14 protein-coding genes are annotated in these 13,554 nt (G+C 64.8%); 8 read left to right on the top strand and 6 right to left on the bottom strand.

What is annotated here, in order from left to right; all coding sequences use genetic code 11:
* Window positions 1–120: 120 nt before the first annotated feature.
* From ACR9ZH_RS02445 to ACR9ZH_RS02430, 4 genes are all read left to right on the top strand, one after another.
* Entirely contained in the window at window positions 121–366 is a 246-nt protein-coding gene (locus ACR9ZH_RS02445) for a DUF2188 domain-containing protein (RefSeq protein ID WP_481289175.1), read from the top strand.
* A 65-nt stretch (window positions 367–431) separates the two neighbouring features.
* Entirely contained in the window at window positions 432–668 is a 237-nt protein-coding gene (locus tag ACR9ZH_RS02440; RefSeq protein ID WP_481289174.1) for a hypothetical protein, read from the top strand.
* A gap of 198 nt (window positions 669–866) precedes the next feature.
* Window positions 867–3,692, top strand: a complete 2,826-nt coding sequence (locus ACR9ZH_RS02435) for a TonB-dependent receptor (protein WP_481289173.1) — start codon at window positions 867–869, stop codon at window positions 3,690–3,692.
* 75 nt (window positions 3,693–3,767) lie between these two features.
* On the top strand, window positions 3,768–3,941 hold the full coding sequence (locus ACR9ZH_RS02430) for a hypothetical protein (RefSeq protein ID WP_481289172.1): 174 nt from the start codon (window positions 3,768–3,770) through the stop codon (window positions 3,939–3,941).
* On the opposite strand, the gene ACR9ZH_RS02425 is transcribed toward ACR9ZH_RS02430, so the two are convergent.
* Complete coding sequence (locus ACR9ZH_RS02425; RefSeq protein WP_481289171.1) at window positions 3,938–4,087, bottom strand: hypothetical protein; 150 nt, start codon at window positions 4,085–4,087, stop codon at window positions 3,938–3,940. The two genes, ACR9ZH_RS02430 and ACR9ZH_RS02425, sit on opposite strands and share 4 nt — an antisense overlap.
* A 64-nt stretch (window positions 4,088–4,151) precedes the next feature.
* Window positions 4,152–6,212: a hybrid sensor histidine kinase/response regulator gene (locus ACR9ZH_RS02420; RefSeq protein ID WP_481289170.1), complete on the bottom strand. Its 2,061-nt coding sequence runs from the start codon at window positions 6,210–6,212 to the stop codon at window positions 4,152–4,154.
* A gap of 108 nt (window positions 6,213–6,320) precedes the next feature.
* On the opposite strand from ACR9ZH_RS02420, the gene ACR9ZH_RS02415 reads away from it, so the two are divergent.
* Window positions 6,321–6,446, top strand: coding sequence for a hypothetical protein (locus ACR9ZH_RS02415; protein ID WP_481289169.1), 126 nt, complete (start codon window positions 6,321–6,323; stop codon window positions 6,444–6,446).
* Between the two features lie 60 nt (window positions 6,447–6,506).
* On the opposite strand, the gene ACR9ZH_RS02410 is transcribed toward ACR9ZH_RS02415, so the two are convergent.
* Window positions 6,507–6,686 carry a CsbD family protein gene (locus ACR9ZH_RS02410; RefSeq protein ID WP_481289168.1) on the bottom strand — a complete coding sequence of 60 codons (180 nt, stop codon included), beginning with the start codon at window positions 6,684–6,686 and terminating at the stop codon, window positions 6,507–6,509.
* Between the two features lie 195 nt (window positions 6,687–6,881).
* Here ACR9ZH_RS02410 and ACR9ZH_RS02405 point away from each other — a divergent pair, with 195 nt between their 5' ends.
* Window positions 6,882–7,463: a DNA-binding protein gene (locus ACR9ZH_RS02405; protein ID WP_481289167.1), complete on the top strand. Its 582-nt coding sequence runs from the start codon at window positions 6,882–6,884 to the stop codon at window positions 7,461–7,463.
* A gap of 49 nt (window positions 7,464–7,512) precedes the next feature.
* Here ACR9ZH_RS02405 and ACR9ZH_RS02400 read toward each other — a convergent pair whose 3' ends face one another.
* On the bottom strand, window positions 7,513–7,665 hold the full coding sequence (locus tag ACR9ZH_RS02400; RefSeq protein ID WP_481289166.1) for a hypothetical protein: 153 nt from the start codon (window positions 7,663–7,665) through the stop codon (window positions 7,513–7,515).
* A gap of 531 nt (window positions 7,666–8,196) precedes the next feature.
* Here ACR9ZH_RS02400 and ACR9ZH_RS02395 point away from each other — a divergent pair.
* The gene (locus ACR9ZH_RS02395; protein WP_481289165.1) at window positions 8,197–9,309 is read left to right on the top strand and encodes an S-(hydroxymethyl)glutathione dehydrogenase/class III alcohol dehydrogenase; all 1,113 of its coding nucleotides are present in this window, start codon (window positions 8,197–8,199) and stop codon (window positions 9,307–9,309) included.
* Between the two features lie 10 nt (window positions 9,310–9,319).
* Window positions 9,320–9,544 carry an RNA-binding S4 domain-containing protein gene (locus ACR9ZH_RS02390; RefSeq protein ID WP_481289164.1) on the top strand — a complete coding sequence of 75 codons (225 nt, stop codon included), beginning with the start codon at window positions 9,320–9,322 and terminating at the stop codon, window positions 9,542–9,544.
* A gap of 84 nt (window positions 9,545–9,628) precedes the next feature.
* Here the strand turns inward: ACR9ZH_RS02390 and ACR9ZH_RS02385 are convergent, their stop codons facing one another.
* Complete coding sequence (locus tag ACR9ZH_RS02385) at window positions 9,629–9,925, bottom strand: hypothetical protein (RefSeq protein WP_481289163.1); 297 nt, start codon at window positions 9,923–9,925, stop codon at window positions 9,629–9,631.
* Between the two features lie 196 nt (window positions 9,926–10,121).
* Window positions 10,122–13,265, bottom strand: coding sequence for an error-prone DNA polymerase (locus ACR9ZH_RS02380; RefSeq protein ID WP_481289264.1), 3,144 nt, complete (start codon window positions 13,263–13,265; stop codon window positions 10,122–10,124).
* Between the last annotated feature and the right edge of the window lie 289 nt (window positions 13,266–13,554).

Below are 13,554 nucleotides of genomic sequence, written 5' to 3'. Positions count from 1 at the left end.
GCTTGTCCGTTGTCGGAAGCGCAGGGAACGGATAATCTTGCGCCTCTGTTGGTACCGCCGTCTCATCCACGTCCCTGGGATCGTCGGCCCTACGCCTTGCGAGGTTACCCACCTTCTTCCATGGCCATGGTGATCTACGACATTCCTTTCCACCCCGACGTGGCAGGCCTGTGGCACGTGCAGATGAACGGCGTGCCCACGGAAAACTTCGAGACGCGCGTCGCAGCCATCGCCTACGCCGTGCAGCAGTCGAAACTGCTCGGCATGCAGAACGGACTGCAGGTGCTGGTTTCGGTGGAGGGTGCCGACGGCATCTGGCGTGAGTTCGAATCCAATGCGAAGCGTCCAGTCAGCGGGCTGATGTAGCGCTGCACGTTGCGTTGATGCCCGATGCATAGGATGGGGGGCGGAAACGGAGGATCACCCCACCCATGGCTCATCGAAAGATCGGTTACTTCGACGTGGAAGGCACGTGTTACGTCGCCAAGCCCGGCCGCTGGCGCGGCAAGTACGTCATCAGCGAAGACGGCGAAGAGATCAAGGAGAAGCTCTGCCCCGATCTGCACGAGAGCGAGGACGAAGCCTGCGCTGAAGGGATGAGGGCAGGTATCAAGGCCGCGCGTCGGTTGATGCAGGAACGCGAGGGGTTCGACCCGGGCGAGGAGTGACGCGCCCATTCCCCGTGCATAGGGCGTGCCACGCATGCCCGTTTTCCCTGTTCGCAATATATTCCGAATGGCCGATGGTGCGCCCTCTTTACACGGCGTAAGTTTTCCTTGCGTCCCTGTGAATGAAACGTTTTTTGCCGGTCCATTCCCGGAGCCGCCAGTCCCAGCCCCACTCCCCTAAGGCTTCGGAGACTCACAATGAAAACTTCGTCGCAGAAGGTGCTTCGGCGCCACGGCCTCGCTTTGTCCATTGCCGCCGCTCTCGCGTGTGGCCACGTCGCCGCGCAGGATGCGCCGCCACCGCCGCCCCCTCAAAATGCCCAGGCTCAGCCGACCGAGCTCGCCACCGTCACCGTCACCGGTTCCGCGTTGCCGCGCATCGACGTGGAAACGCCCTCGCCGGTCACCACGATCAGCGCCGAACAGATCCAGAGGAGCGGTCTGACCACCGTGTCCGACGTGGTGCGTGCGGTGTCGGCCGATAACAGCGGCTCCATCCCCGCATCGTTCACTGCCGGTTTCGCCGCCGGATCCTCCGGCGTGGCGTTGCGTGGCCTCACCGTGAACTCGACCCTGGTCCTGATCGACGGCCGGCGCGCCGCGAGCTACCCGCTTACCGACGACGGCCAGCGTTCGTTCGTGGACCTGAACACGATTCCGTCCAATGCCATCGAGCGGATCGAGGTGCTGAAGGACGGGGCTTCGTCGCTGTACGGCGCGGACGCCATCGCGGGCGTCGTGAACATCATCCTGAGGCCGGATTACCAGGGCACGGAATTCACCGCCGACATCGGTACCTCGCAGCACGGCGGCGGTACGACCAAGCGGGCGACGGTGCTGTTCGGTGGCGGCGATCTGCAGAAAGACGGCTGGAATGCTTACCTCAGCGCGGAATACCAGCGCGATGAGGAAATCCTCACCCGTCAGCGCGGCTATCCGTACAACACCGCCGATATCCGCCGCAGTGGCGGCAACAACCTGATCGGCGGGCAGCCTTCGCAGAACTCTGGCTCGATCTACGGCACGGTCACCCCGGGCACGCTGTCGCGGCCGGGCGACGTGACCTCCGGCGTCGCCGATCCCGATGCCGTCGCGCAACCGCTGGCTGCCTGCGGCCCGAGGTCGACGCTGATTACCGACGATCCCGCCAACCCCGGCAGCTATTGCGCGCAGAACTTCGCCCGCTACACCGCCATCCAGCCGACCATGGACCGGCGCGGCCTGTATGGGCGTTTCACCCTCAAGGTGGGCGAACGCTCGAAGGCGTACATCGGCGCGAGTTACTACGAGGTCACGACGACCTTCCCGGGCGTGCCGGCACAGATCCAGGCAGGCACGCCGCGCAACACGAACTCGATCGCGCTGCCCGCGACGCTGCCCGACGGCTCGCTCAACCCGAACAATCCGTTCGCGGCGGAGGGCAGGGCGGCGCTCATCAACTTCGCGTTCCCCAGCGCGCTGGGCAGCGGCGGCAGCAAGAACCACAACCTGCGCATCACCGGCGGCTTCACCGGTTACTGGGGCGATTGGGGCTACGACACCGCGCTGGTATTCAACCATTCGTCCCTGGACACGTGGCTCAACGGTTTCCTCAACTACAACCGGCTGATCGACGTCGTCACCAACGGCACGTACAACTTCCTGGACCCGGGCGCCAATTCGCGCGAACTGCTCGACTCGCTGGCGCCGCAGCTGAAGAAGACCTCGACAAGCGACCTGCAGCAGTTCGATTTCCGCGTCAATCGTCCGCTCGCCGATCTCGGCGGCGGCGCCCTGGGTCTTGCCGCGGGCATCGACGTGCGCCACGAGGAGCAGGACGATCCGGATCTCAACCCGGGCCTGTCCGCGCAAGGCCTCGGCATCGCGCACGTGAAAGGTGATCGGACGGTGTCCGGTGCCTACGTGGAACTCGACGCACCGTTCCTCGAATCCCTCGAAGTGAACCTCTCGGGCCGTTACGACCACTACTCCGACTTCGGCAACAATTTCTCGCCGAAGCTCGGCATCAAGTGGAAGCCGATCGACGAGGTGGCCTTGCGCGGCACCTTCTCGAAGGGATTCCGTGCGCCGAGCTTCGCGGAGAACGGCTCGAGCGAAGCACAGGGCTTCGCCACCTACACGCCGCCGGAGGATTTCCAGGCGCTGCACAACAACAGCGGCTACGTCCAGCCTTACGCCCTGGCTTTCCTCACGCGGGCGAATCCCGACGTGAAGCCCGAGCGTTCCAAGAGCTGGACGTTCGGCGTGCTGTATCAGCCGACGCAGGACCTCAGCGCGTCCCTGGATTATTACCGGATCAAGAAGACGGGCGTGATTGCCCAGCAGAGCCCGAGCGCGGTGCTCGATGCGTACTACGCGGGCCAGCCATTGCCCGAAGCTTCCGCCATTGTCCCCGACGTGCCCGATCCGGCGGCACCCGACGCGTTGCCCCGCCCGCTGATCGTCGCCGCGCCCTACGTCAACCAGAACTCCCTGGAGACCAAGGGCCTGGACCTCAACCTCAAGGGTGGTTTCGACCTTGGCCCGAACGTTCGCTTCACCAGCGAACTGAACCTGACGAAGATCATCACCTGGAAGCTGACCCTCGAGGACGGCACCCGCCTCGAGTTCGTCGGCACCCACGGGCCTTACGGCGTTTCCTCGGGCGCAGGCACGCCGCGTTACCGCGGGTCGTGGGCGAACAGCATCCAGTTCGGCAAGGCGACGATCACCGGCACGGTCTACTACACCAGCGGCATCAAGCTCACCGCGCCGGACATCACCGAAGGATGCTTCTCCACCAACACCGACACCGGAGCGAACGTGCCGGCCGACTGCCGCATGGCCTCGTTCACCGACTTCGACCTGACCGGTCGCTACGACATCACGGACAAGGTGGCCGTCACGGGTTCCATCATGAACGTGTTCGACAAGAAGGCGCCGTTCGATCCGCTGAACTACGCCGCGCTCAACTACAACCCGACCTACGCGCAGAACGGCGTGATCGGCCGGTTCTTCACCCTTGGCGTGCGGGTGAAACTCTAGGAGATCTGTTGACGGGCCTCGTTTTTTGCTTTACACGGCTCCCTGGGGGAATACCAACAGGGGGCCGTCGAGGCCATGGCAAGTCAGCTTTCGTTTTTCCAGCACAACGACGCGTGGCCGGAAGGGTTCATGCCGGGCACGGTGGCGCCCTTCGTCATGCGTTACGGCACGGACTTCCTCGTGGCGATGCAGCGCGCAGCGGCGGCCTACGACGCTGCCGAGGCATCTTCCGCGGTCGAGCCGGCCTAGCGGTCCGCCGGCCGTGCCGCCGGAGCGCGGTGACCGTCGTCGGGCACGTCGCCCGCAGGTCCGCCCCGGTGGATGGCGCCGACCACGAAGATCGCCACCAGCGCGACGATGAGTGCGATCAGGGCGTAATAACGCGAACGGTTCATCGGGCGCTCCGTGAGGACGCCCCGAGTCTCCGGGGCCTCCGGTCAAGGGAATGGATGCCCGGCGTTAGGGAATCGTGCCGTCGAGCAGGTCGGCCACCGCGCCGACGAGGGCGTGCAGCGAGAACGGCTTGCTCAGGATCGATGCCCTGGGCGGGAGTCGCGGCGCATCGGCAAAGGCCTCCCAGGCGTAGCCCGTGATGAACAGTACCGGCAGGTCCGGAAGTGCATCCCGCGCGAACTGGGCGAGCTGCCGGCCATCCATGCCAGGAAGTCCGATGTCGGTGACCAGGATGTCGGGTGCGTCGCCCTCGCGCAGGCGGCGCAGGGCCTCGCCGCCCTCGGCGCAGTCCTCGACGGTATAGCCCGCTTCTTCGAGCACTTCGCGGGCGAGAGAGCGCAGCATGTGCTCGTCCTCAACGAGGAGGACGCGCCGCCCTGCGCCATGGCAGGCCTGCCTGTCGATGTGGGCATGCGAGGCGGCTGCCTCGCCGATATGGCGAGGCAGCCAGAGGCTGACGACGCTGCCCTTGCCGGGTTCCGACTCGATGATCGCCCTGCCACCGGTCTGGCGGGCGAAGCCATCCACCATCGAAAGCCCCAGGCCCGTACCCTGGCCAATAGACTTCGTGGTGAAGAAGGGATCGAAGGCCTTTTCCGCCACGGAGCGGGACATGCCCGTGCCGGTGTCGCTCACCGCGATCACGACGTAGTCGGCGGCACCCATGCCGATGTCCTGGGCATGCGCGTTGCGCGTGCCGATGCAGAGCGTGCCGCCACCGGGCATCGCGTCGCGGGCATTGATCGCCAGGTTGAGGATCGCGCTTTCAAGCTGGCTGGCATCCGATAGCGTGCGCCACAGGTCGTGCTGCATATGCAGCTCGAGGGAAACCCGTTCGCCGAGCAGTGGGCGCAGGAGCAATTCAAGTCCACGCACGACCGTGTTCGCGTCCACGTCTGACAACGACAGCGCTTGCTGGCGCGCGTAGGCGAGCAGACGGTGGGTAAGGCCGGCCGCGCGGTTCACCGCGCCGTGTGCCGCATCCAGCATGCGCCGGGTGTTCTCCAGCCGTCCGCTCTCGATGCGTTCGCTCACGATCTCGATGGCGCCGCCGATGCCTCCGAGGATATTGTTGAAGTCGTGCGCGATGCCACCGGTGAGACGGCCCAGGGCCTCGAGCTTCTGGGCGTGACGCAACTGGTCTTCCATGTCGCGCCGCCTCTGCACGTCGCGTCCCATGCCGTAGACGACATCCCCATCCGGCACGCAGGTCCACGCGAACCAGCGATAGCTGCCGTCCTTCGCGCGCAGGCGCACTTCCAGGTCCTCCACCACGTCGCCTTCCAGCAATTGGGTCATCGCGTCCCTCGCACGGTCGAGGTCCTCCGGATGGACCAGGTCGCCGAAGGCCATGCTGGTCAGCTCGATCGCGTCGTAGCCCAGCTCCTGCTGCCACGCGGGGTTGACGTTGCGGTAGCGGCCATCGCGGGCCATCACGATATAGAGGTCGGGAGAAACCGCCCAGATCTGGTCCCGCTCGCGCGTGCGCGCGTCGATCTCGCGCTCCAGCGATGCATTCACCTCGCTCAGGGTCATCGCCGAACGCACGCCGCGCGTGGTTTCGTTGGTGACGGAGACCATGCCGATGACCTTGCCGCATTCGTCACGCAACGGCGCGAAAGAGAACGTCCACCAGGTGTTTTCAAGGAAGCCGTGGCGCGACATGGCCAGCGGAAAGTCGCGGTGCATGCTGGCGCGGCCCGCCAGAGCGTCCTCGACATGGCCGGAGATGTCGTCCCATACGTCGGCCCAGAGCTCGTCGAAGCGCTTTCCGATGGCGCCGGTGAGGCGCTTGCCCAGGAGCGGCCGGTACGGGTCGTTGAAGAAGAAGATCCGGCCCGGTTCCGCGGAGATGAACATCGGCTGCGGCGAGTCGAGCATGGTGGCGAGCATCGCGCGAAGCCCCGCCGGCCATCCCTCCACTGGGCCCAGTGGCGAGCGCTCCCAGTCGAAGCTGCGGATTTCAGCGGCCGTCGGGGAGTCGGCCGGCAGGAACGCGAAGGGATCGGGATAGCGCTGGTCGGGCATGTCCGGAAACTCGTTGCAGGCGTCCGGGATAATGCACATGCTGCGAAGACCGCGTCGTTGCGAATCTTGTCGTGGCGTGGCTGTCACGCGCGTTCCACGCCATTCGTCGGAACGTCGTCCACGCATCCACCCCGAGGAGGGACATAGATGAACGACGACATCACGCCGCAGCCTGGAAAACAGAAGGGCGGTATCGGTTACATCCTGCTCTGGATCCTGGGCGTGCCCATTCCGATCCTGATCCTCATAGCACTGGTCCGCGGCTGCACGTGAGCTAGCGACCTGCGCTTTCGCGAATAGCGCGCGGGGGCCGAAGGCCCCCGCGCATGAGTATCAGTGATGGTTGTCCCGGGCGCGATCCGCTGCCTTGCCGACTTCACGCTGTGCCTTGCCGACGTTCTTTTCTACCTTGCCGGTCGCTTCCTTCGTCGGGTTACCGGTGATCTTGCCGGCAGCTTCCTTCATGCTGCCCTTGACCTCGTGTTTCATGCCTTCGGTACGGTTCTTGTCCACGACGTGCTCCTCTCTGCTGCTGCGCGTTTCGCAGTACCCCCTGTTTACCCCCGCTGCGGATTACCGAGCCGTGAAACACGCGTGCTCCTGTATTCACCGTTCCGGCGTCGATGACGCCAGCAAGACACGACCATCACATTTGTTCGCGCAGTCTCGATGACCGACGACACTGCCAGCTCCCGGAGGAGCCCGCTCATGCCTGAGAAGAAAACCACTGCCAGGGCACGAAAGGACAAGCGCGAAGGGAAGTCGGCCTCGACGCAGGCCGGCGAATACGTGCACGAAGAGATCGAGCACGTTCGCGAAGGCAAGCATGGCGCCCGTTCGGCCAAGCAAGCCATTGCCATCGGTCTATCGAAGGCACGCCGCGCCGGAGTAAAGGCGAAACCATCGAAGAGCGCGAGCAAGGCCACCAAGAAGAAGGCTGCGCAGGACTCGCGTGCCGCTTCACGTAAACGCTCGTCGGGAACGGCCGCGAAGAAGTCCACGGCGCGCAAGCGCGCGTCGGGCTCTTCGGCACGCAAATCCACCGCGAAAAAAGCCACGGCGAAGAAGTCGTCGGCTCGGTCGCGGGCGACGACGGCGGCTTTGAAGAGAGAAGGACGGTCGGCCGCATCGAAGCGCGCCCTGTCGGCCCAGGGACATAAGGCCGCCGCGAAACGCAGCGCGTCGAGCCGGTCGGCGTCCGCGAAGAAGGCGGCTCGCACCAAGGGCGCTGCGGGCCGGAAGACGGCCGCGAAGAAAGCTGCGAGGACCAGGACGCGCAAAGCGTCCTGACAAAAGAAGGCCCGCCGCGAGGCGGGCCTTCTGCATGGGGGAACGTTTTTTAGAGGGCGTCGCCGCTCAGACGGCTGGCCACTTCGCCAAGCCAGTCGTAACCGTCCATCTCGCCGCCGAAGAGGTCGAAGCTGCCGTCGTTATTGGCGCCAGCGGCGAATTCATAGGTCGAGATGCCGTATTCGTTGCGCAGTTCGTTCATGTCGTGTCTCCCAGTCGATCGACCGGATGTCTCGATACTCTGTCGCCGACGCCGCCGGTCTCTGGCGTGGCGGGAACCTTACGCTCCCTGGACCTTCCGAAGAAGTCGCGTGGGGGCACTGGTCCGTTTCGTTGGGTGAACAATCGGTTCGTTAGGCATTCGTCACGCGGCTTTGGACCGAATTTCTGAACTAACGAGTTTCCTATGTCCCTTCTTTATGGGCGGCCCGAGGGTTTACAAGGGCTCCGAACAACAAAAGCTTCGACAGCGGTTGTAAGTAAAAGGTTCAAGGAAATCCTCAACGAGGCCGTTTTCCTGTTTTCCTCTGACTCTTACCCGAGCCTTTCGTTCGCCGTCTGGCGTGTATCCGTTAACCCTAGTTTAACTCAAGGCGGCCGGATTCGCTACCTGGGCGCGTGGCGAGCGTTCACGAATGTCCAGGAAGGCCGCTCCCGCAGGCCGCTGGCGGGCTAGAATCGGGGGTTCCGCGGGCTTCCGAAGCCGGACCCGCCATGCCAATGAGGATCCGCCATGAAGTCTCGCGCCGCCGTCGCCTGGGAAGCAGGAAAGCCGCTATCCATCGAGGAAATCGACGTCCAGGGACCGAGGGCGGGCGAAGTCCTGGTCCGCATCGTGGCCACCGGCGTCTGCCATACGGATGCGTATACCTTGTCCGGCGACGACCCGGAGGGCGCCTTCCCGGTGATCCTCGGCCATGAGGGCGGCGGTATCGTGGAGGAAGTGGGCGAGGGCGTTACCTCCCTGAAACCCGGCGACCACGTCATACCGCTCTATACGCCTGAGTGTGGCGAGTGCAAGTTCTGCCGCTCGGGAAAGACCAACCTCTGCCAGAAGATCCGGATCACCCAGGGCAAGGGCCTGATGCCCGACGGCACCTCGCGCTTCTCGTTGAACGGCAAGCCGCTGCTGCACTACATGGGCACGAGCACCTTCAGCGAATACACCGTGCTGCCGGAAATCTCCCTGGCGAAGATCAACAAGGACGCGCCGCTGGAGAAGGTCTGCCTGCTCGGCTGCGGCATCACCACGGGCATCGGCGCGGTGCTCAATACGGCCAAGGTGGAACCCGGTGCGACGGTGGCCGTGTTCGGGCTGGGCGGTATCGGCCTGTCGGTGGTCCAGGGTGCGGTCATGGCGAAGGCGGGCCGCATCGTGGTGGTCGATACGAATCCGTCGAAATTCGAAATGGCGAAGATGCTGGGCGCCACGGATTTCGTGAATCCTCGCGACTACCCCGATACGCCGATCCAGCAGGTGATCGTCGACCTCACCGACGGCGGCGTCGATTATTCCTTCGAGTGCATCGGCAACGTGGACGTGATGCGTGCCGCGCTGGAGTGCTGCCACAAGGGCTGGGGCGAGTCGATCATCATCGGCGTAGCCGGCGCGGGGCAGGAGATCCGCACGCGTCCGTTCCAGCTGGTGACGGGCCGCGTCTGGCGCGGCTCCGCGTTCGGCGGCGTGAAGGGTCGCAGCGAACTGCCGGGTTACGTGGAGCGCTACTTGGGCGGCGAGATCAAGATCGATCCGATGATCACGTATACGATGGGCCTGGAAGACATCAATCGCGCCTTCGACCTCATGCACGAAGGCAAGTCCATTCGTTCCGTCATCGTCTACTGAGGCCCATCCCATGCCGTTCCAGGAATTCCGCCTCGAAGGCGACTACGTCGAACTCAATCTCCTCCTGAAACTGGTAGGCATCGCCGCCAGCGGCGGCGAAGGCAAGCACATGGTCGCCGACGGCCTCGTCGCGGTGGACGGTGTGCAGGAACTGCGCAAGACGTACAAGGTGCGCGCCGGCCAGGTGGTGACGATCGGCGACGAGGAGATCAGCGTCTTGCCCGAACTCGACTGACGCAGGAAGCGCACTGGCGCGCGAAGGGTGCCCTCGGCAAGGCCCCGTCGCGCGCCAGCGCGCTTCCCACAGTGACGGTCGACGTTACATGCCCGAGGTGGACGACTTCGCCGGTTCCGACATCGAGCCGTCCTTCTTCATCTTGTGCTTCTTGTGGGTCGACTTCATCGCGCCGCCGTCCTCGGACTTCATCGAGTCGTTGCCCATCGTGCCGTGGTTCATCGAGTCGCCGGTCTTCTTCATCGAATCGTGGGAGGTCGTCGCCGTCTTGGCGGTCGAGGCGGAGGCAGGCGCGGGTTGCGAAGCGTCCTGGGCGAGGGCGAGGCCGCTTACGGCCATGCAGCCGGCGAGCATGGCGACGATCAGTTTCGTGTTGCGCATGACGAATCTCCTGGAACGGGTGGCGCCTGGGGAAGCATGGCGATGTTCGGCGCGAAGGCATCGCTCACCGGTAAGACCGGACCTGCAAAGGTTTGCTGACGCTATTCCTTTTCGAGCCCGTATGGTCTTCGCAAAGCAGCAAATCGCAGGCATCCGTTCAGCAGCGGATTAGTCGCCGTTAAGCCATGGCTTAGCGTCAGTGGAAGTCGCGGGAAACGGATCGCATGGCCGGGAGCAGCTCGCTGAAATCGTGCAGGCGGACGGCCACGAGATGGCAGACGCCGTCGATGGCCTGCCATTGCCCGTCGACGGCGAGCAAGACCGCATCCAGCAAGGCATGGCGGCAGGCCTCGGCTACCTTGGGACGGACGATCACGTTGACCTGCCCGGTTTCGTCTTCCAGCGTGACGAAGGTGATGCCGCTGGCGGTCTGCGGACGCTGCCGTACGGTGACGAGACCGGCATGGCGCAACCAGGTGCCATTGCGTTCGCGGTCGAGGTCGCTGGCACGCCGTGCGCGACGGGCCAGCAAGTTCTTGCGAATGAGCCGAAGAGGGTGCGCCGTGAGCGACAGCCCGTGGGTAGCGTAGTCGGCGAAAACGTTTTCCGCCAGGGTCGGCGGGCGCAGGGCCGGGCGGGCTTCCGCGACAGCGTCGATGAGGGGCAAGCTGCGTTCGATGCCGGAGCTTTCCCAGCGTGCCCGATGGCGATGTCCGCTGAGCACGCGCAGGGCGCCGGCGTCGGCGAGGCGTTCGCGCTCGAACCGGGTGAGGTTCGCGCGGCGGGAAAGATCGGCCAGGTCGCGGAAAGGCGCCGCTTCGCGCGCGGCGACGATGCGTTCGCCAAGGTCCTGCGAAAGTCCGCTCACCAGGCGAAGGCCCAGCCGCAGGGCATGCCTGCCGGGTTTACCGTCGACAGGTTCCAGCGTGCAATCCCAGTGGCTGGCCGTAACGTCCGGCGGCCGCACTTCCACATGGTGTTTGCGCGCGTCGGCCACGAGTTGTGCGGGCGCGTAGAAGCCCATGGGCTGGCTGTTGAGCAGGGCGCAGGTGAAGACTTCCGGGTGGTGGCATTTCATGTACGACGACGCATAGGCGATGAGCGCGAAGCCCGCCGCATGCGATTCGGGGAACCCGTAGCTGCCGAAACCTTTGATCTGGTCGATGATCTGCTGGGTGAATTCAGGGGAATAGCCGTTCTCCGCCATGTTCCTGCGGATCCTCGGCTCGAATTTCTCCACGCCGCCGCGGCGCTTCCAGGCCGCCATGGAACGGCGCAGGTCGTCGGATTCGTCGGCGCTGAAGTTCGCCACCACCTGCAGCAGCGCCATGACCTGCTCCTGGAAGATGGGCACGCCAAGCGTGCGCTCCAGGACGGGTTTCACGCCTTTTTCATAGACGACGGCCTCCTTGTTCTTTCGCCGTTGCAGATAAGGATGGACCATGCCGCCCTGGATGGGTCCGGGGCGGACGATGGCCACCTGGATCACCAGGTCGTAATACTTCCCGGGACGGAGGCGCGGCAGCATGGACATCTGCGCGCGCGATTCGATCTGGAACACGCCGACGGTGTCGGCCTCCTGGATCATCGCGAAGGTTGCTTCGTCCTTGTCGGGAATGTCGGCCAGGCGCCGGTAATCCGGCCCTCCCTGCGCACGCAGCAGGTCGATCGCCTTCCGCATGCACGTCAGCATGCCCAGGGCGAGGCAGTCGACCTTGAGCAGCTTCATGGTTTCCAGGTCGTCCTTGTCCCACTGGATGATGGTGCGGTTGTCCATCGCGGCGTTTTCCACCGGCACGAGGTGGTGCAACGGCGTGTCGGAAATGACGAAGCCGCCGACGTGCTGCGAGAGGTGGCGCGGCATACCGACCAGCTCATCCACCAGCAGGATGAGCTGGCGAATGGTACGGCTGGTGACATCGAAACCGCGTTCGGCCAGGCGCTCGAAGATGGATACGTCGCCATGCGCATGCGAATAGGCGCGGCTGAGCTGGTCGAGCTGGTCTTCGGAAAGGCCCAGCGCGCGGCCGACGTCGCGCGCCGCGCTCTTGGAGCGGTAGCTGATCACCGTGGCGGCGAGGGCGGCACGTTCGCGCCCGTACTTGTCGAACACGTACTGGAGCACTTCCTCGCGCCGTTCGTGCTCGAAGTCGACGTCGATGTCGGGCGGTTCGTCGCGTTCGATCGAGATGAAGCGTTCGAACAGCGTGGAGACCTGGGCGGGATTCACTTCGGTGATGCCGAGGCAGAAACAGACCACGGAGTTGGCCGCCGAGCCTCGCCCCTGGCAAAGGATTTCCTTCGAGCGCGCGAAGCGGACGATGTCCTCGACGGTGAGGAAGAAGGCTTCGTATCCCTTGAGCGCGATGAGCGCCAGTTCCTTTTCGATGCGCTCCACGATGGACGAAGGCACCTCGTCCGGCCAGCGCCTGGCGGCGCCCTCATAGGTCAGTCGGCGCAGGTAGGTGGCCTGGTCGAGGCCTTCGGGGACCAGTTCGCGTGGATAGACGTAATTGATCTTGCGGATGTCGAAGCCGGTGCAGCGCGCGGCGACGACGAGGGTTTCCTCCATGAGTTCGCGCGGATGGATGCGGGCGATCGTCTCGCGTTTGCGCAGGTGGCGTTCGCCATTGGAGAACAGGGCATGACCGGCCTCGGACAACGGCTTGTTGATGCGGATCGCGGTCATCACGTCCTGCAGGGCGCGGCGGTTCCGTACGTGCATATGGACATCGCCTGCGGCCACGCAAGGCAGTCCGTAACGTTCGCCGAGCTGGCGTAGCGTGGCCAGCTCGGCTTCGTCGTGCTGGCCGCGATGCAGTTCCACGGCAAGCCATGCGCGCCCGGCGAAATGCGTCGCCATCCAGACGGCGCGTGCTTCGTGCGTCGTCGCTTCGGTGGCGGCGTAAGGGCCGGGCGCCCAGAGCAGGCAGAGGCCAGGACCGAGCGTTTCGAGGTCGCTGCGATGGAGCTCGTAATGTCCTTTGGGTGCGCGTCGGCGGCCGAGCGTGATCAGCCTGCAAAGTTCCGTGTATCCCGCCTGGTTTTCGACGAGGAGGACCACGACGGTACCATCGGAAAGCCGGAATTCGCTGCCCACGATCAGGGGCACGCCGGTCTCGATCGACGCCTCCAGCCCGCGCACGATGCCGGAGAGCGAACATTCGTCGGTGATGGCGAGCGCGGAATAACCGATCGTCTTCGCCCGTTCGAACAGCTCCCGCGCGCTGGACGCGCCGCGCTGGAAGCTGAAGTCGCTGAGCGCGTGCAGCTCGGCATAAGCGGGGACTTCGATGTCCGCTTCGTTGGCGGGAAGCAGATGAGCCGTATCGATCTGCATCATGCATGCCTGTAGGAGCGCGCCCTGCGCGCGACATGTTTTGAGACCGTGACCTGGGGCTGGCCCGTGAGTCCGTTGACTGGGGCGAAAAGATGTCGCGCGCAAGGCGCGCTCCTACAAAGGCTGCCGCGCGAACCAGCGTAGGAGCGCGCCCTGCGCGCGACATGTTTTGAGGCCGAGACCTGGGGCTGGCGCGTGAATCCGTTGACTGCGGCGAAAAGATGTCGCGCGCAAGGCGCGCTCCTACAACGGCTGCCGTGCGAACCAGCGTAGGAGCGCGCCCTGCGCG

This window comes from Luteibacter sp. SVR4-7G (assembly GCF_056755555.1).
Note: the sequence above shows the minus strand (reverse complement) of the source record. Positions and strands in the feature narration are given on the sequence as shown.

Coding starts and splice junctions, on each gene's coding strand:
- ACR9ZH_RS02385 (WP_481289163.1), bottom strand. CDS start 9,925: ATGCGCAACACGAAACTGATCGTCGCCATGCTCGCCGGCTGCATGGCC.
- ACR9ZH_RS02380 (WP_481289264.1), bottom strand. CDS start 13,265: ATGCAGATCGATACGGCTCATCTGCTTCCCGCCAACGAAGCGGACATC.
- ACR9ZH_RS02405 (WP_481289167.1), top strand. CDS start 6,882: ATGCCTGAGAAGAAAACCACTGCCAGGGCACGAAAGGACAAGCGCGAA.
- ACR9ZH_RS02395 (WP_481289165.1), top strand. CDS start 8,197: ATGAAGTCTCGCGCCGCCGTCGCCTGGGAAGCAGGAAAGCCGCTATCC.
- ACR9ZH_RS02440 (WP_481289174.1), top strand. CDS start 432: ATGGCTCATCGAAAGATCGGTTACTTCGACGTGGAAGGCACGTGTTAC.
- ACR9ZH_RS02420 (WP_481289170.1), bottom strand. CDS start 6,212: ATGTGCATTATCCCGGACGCCTGCAACGAGTTTCCGGACATGCCCGAC.
- ACR9ZH_RS02425 (WP_481289171.1), bottom strand. CDS start 4,087: ATGAACCGTTCGCGTTATTACGCCCTGATCGCACTCATCGTCGCGCTG.
- ACR9ZH_RS02445 (WP_481289175.1), top strand. CDS start 121: ATGGCCATGGTGATCTACGACATTCCTTTCCACCCCGACGTGGCAGGC.
- ACR9ZH_RS02400 (WP_481289166.1), bottom strand. CDS start 7,665: ATGAACGAACTGCGCAACGAATACGGCATCTCGACCTATGAATTCGCC.
- ACR9ZH_RS02430 (WP_481289172.1), top strand. CDS start 3,768: ATGGCAAGTCAGCTTTCGTTTTTCCAGCACAACGACGCGTGGCCGGAA.
- ACR9ZH_RS02415 (WP_481289169.1), top strand. CDS start 6,321: ATGAACGACGACATCACGCCGCAGCCTGGAAAACAGAAGGGCGGTATC.
- ACR9ZH_RS02390 (WP_481289164.1), top strand. CDS start 9,320: ATGCCGTTCCAGGAATTCCGCCTCGAAGGCGACTACGTCGAACTCAAT.
- ACR9ZH_RS02435 (WP_481289173.1), top strand. CDS start 867: ATGAAAACTTCGTCGCAGAAGGTGCTTCGGCGCCACGGCCTCGCTTTG.